General features: G+C 49.8%; 1 rRNA gene. It reads left to right on the forward strand.

The features are described from left to right. The first annotated feature begins 111 nt into the window (after positions 1-111). A 23S ribosomal RNA gene (locus JMX91_RS13130) occupies positions 112-2,967 on the forward strand. Positions 2,968-2,989: the final 22 nt, after the last annotated feature.

Below are 2,989 nucleotides of genomic sequence, written 5' to 3' on the forward strand. Positions count from 1 at the left end.
GTTATTAAAAAAAGTAAAGAGAACTGAATCAAGCGTATAAACATAGGTGATATCGTTATCATAATTAGATTGTATGACACTTAGAAGTCGAAAGACTACTTGGGGTTGTATGGTCAAGTAATGAAGCGCACATGGTGGATGCCTTGGCAGTCAGAGGCGATGAAAGACGTGACAGCCTGCGATAAGCTTCGGGGAGGCGGCAATATCCTGTGATCCGGAGATTTCTGAATGGGGAAACCCACCTAGCATAAGCTAGGTATCCTAATTTATTAGGAAGCGAACGAGGGGAAGTGAAACATCTCAGTACCCTTAGGAATAGACATCAATTGAGATTCCCCTAGTAGCGGCGAGCGAACGGGGAGAAGCCGATTAATGCTAATGTAGAAGAACAGCGTGGGAAAGCTGACCGTAGTAGGTGATAGTCCTGTATTCGAAACATTAGCGTTAACATATTAAGTAGAGCGGGGCACGAGAAATCCTGTTTGAAGATGGGGGGACCATCCTCCAAGGCTAAATACTCCTGACTGACCGATAGTGAACCAGTACCGTGAGGGAAAGGCGAAAAGAACCCCTGTGAGGGGAGTGAAATAGAACCTGAAACCGTGTGCGTACAAGCAGTGGGAGCCCACTTGTTGGGTGACCGCGTACCTTTTGTATAATGGGTCAGCGACTTATATTCTGTAGCAAGGTTAACCGTTTAGGGGAGCCGTAGGGAAACCGAGTCTTAATAGGGCGTTTAGTTGCAGGGTATAGACCCGAAACCGAGTGATCTATCCATGAGCAGGTTGAAAGTGCCGTAACAGGCACCGGAGGACCGAACCCACTGTCGTTGAAAAGCCAGGGGATGACTTGTGGATAGGGGTGAAAGGCTAATCAAACTCGGTGATAGCTGGTTCTCCCCGAAAGCTATTTAGGTAGCGCCTCGGACGAACACCATTGGGGGTAGAGCACTGTTTCGGCTAGGGGGTCATACCGACTTACCAAACCGATGCAAACTCCGAATACCGATGAGTGATATCCGGGAGACACACGGTGGGTGCTAACGTCCATCGTGGAGAGGGAAACAACCCAGACCGCCAGCTAAGGCCCCAAATTCCTAGTTAAGTGGGAAACGAGGTGGGAAGGCATAGACAGCTAGGAGGTTGGCTTAGAAGCAGCCATCCTTTAAAGAAAGCGTAATAGCTCACTAGTCGAGTCGGCCCGCGCGGAAGATGTAACGGGGCTCAAACTAGGAGCCGAAGCTGCGGATTTGAATTTGTTTTCAAGTGGTAGGGGAGCGTTGTGTAAGCCTGTGAAGGTGTGTTGTAAAGCATGCTGGAGGTATCACAAGAGCGAATGCTGACGTGAGTAACGATAATGCGAGTGAAAAGCTCGCACGCCGGAAGATCAAGGGTTCCAGTCCAACGTTAATCGGGGCTGGGTGAGTCGACCCCTAAGGCGAGGCCGAAAGGCGTAGTCGATGGGAAATCGGTTAATATTCCGATACTTGTTTATAATGCGATGGAGGGACGGAGAAGGTTATGTCAGCCTGGCGTTGGTTGTCCAGGTGAAAGGATGTAGGTTTATAGCTTAGGTAAATCCGGGCTATTCTATACCGAGATCTGATAGCAAGCTGTACTTGTACAGCGAAGTGGCAAATACCATGCTTCCAGGAAAAGCTTCTAAGCAATAGTTATAAACGAATCGTACCCTAAACCGACACAGGTGATCAGGTAGAGAATACCAAGGCGCTTGAGAGAACTCTGCTGAAGGAACTAGGCAAAATGGTACCGTAACTTCGGGAGAAGGTACGCTGTTGATGGTGATAGGACTTGCTCCTTGAGCTGTTGGCAGTCGCAGATACCAGGCTGCTGCAACTGTTTATTAAAAACACAGCACTCTGCAAACACGAAAGTGGACGTATAGGGTGTGATGTCTGCCCGGTGCTGGAAGGTTAATTGATGGGGTTAGCGTAAGCGAAGCTCTTGATCGAAGCCCCAGTAAACGGCGGCCGTAACTATAACGGTCCTAAGGTAGCGAAATTCCTTGTCGGGTAAGTTCCGACCTGCACGAATGACATAATGATGGCAGCGCTGTCTCCAGCAGAGACTCAGTGAAATCGAAATCGCAGTGAAGATGCTGTGTACCCGCGGCTAGACGGAAAGACCCCGTGAACCTTTACTACAGCTTTACATTGAACTTTGACCTGACTTGTGCAGGATAGGTGGGAGGCTTTGAAGCCGAGACGCTAGTCTCGGTGGAGCCAATCTTGAAATACCACCCTGGTCATGTTGGGGTTCTAACTCAGGTATAACAATACCGAGGACAATGTATGGTGGGTAGTTTGACTGGGGCGGTCTCCTCCTAAAGAGTAACGGAGGAGTACGAAGGTGCGCTCAGACCGGTCGGAAATCGGTCGTAGAGTATAAAGGCAAAAGCGCGCTTAACTGCGAGACCCACAAGTCGAGCAGGTACGAAAGTAGGTCTTAGTGATCCGGTGGTTCTGTATGGAAGGGCCATCGCTCAACGGATAAAAGGTACTCTGGGGATAACAGGCTGATACCGCCCAAGAGTTCATATCGACGGCGGTGTTTGGCACCTCGATGTCGGCTCATCTCATCCTAGGGCTGAAGCAGGTCCTAAGGGTATGGCTGTTCGCCATTTAAAGAGGTACGCGAGCTGGGTTTAGAACGTCGTGAGACAGTTCGGTCCCTATCTACCGTGGGCGTTGGAAATTTGAGAGGATCTGCTCCTAGTACGAGAGGACCAGAGTGGACGAACCTCTGGTGTTCGGGTTGTCACGCCAGTGGCATTGCCCGGTAGCTACGTTCGGATGGGATAACCGCTGAAAGCATCTAAGCGGGAAGCCCACCTCAAGATTAGATTTCCCTAAAGAGCCGTTCAAGACTAGGACGTTGATAGGCAGGGTGTGGAAGCGCAGCGATGCGTGTAGCTAACCTGTACTAATTGCTCGTTTGGCTTGACCATACAACACCCAAGTGGTTTGTAT

Source organism: Psychrobacter sp. Pi2-1 (assembly GCF_904846645.1).
Lineage (GTDB): Bacteria > Pseudomonadota > Gammaproteobacteria > Pseudomonadales > Moraxellaceae > Psychrobacter.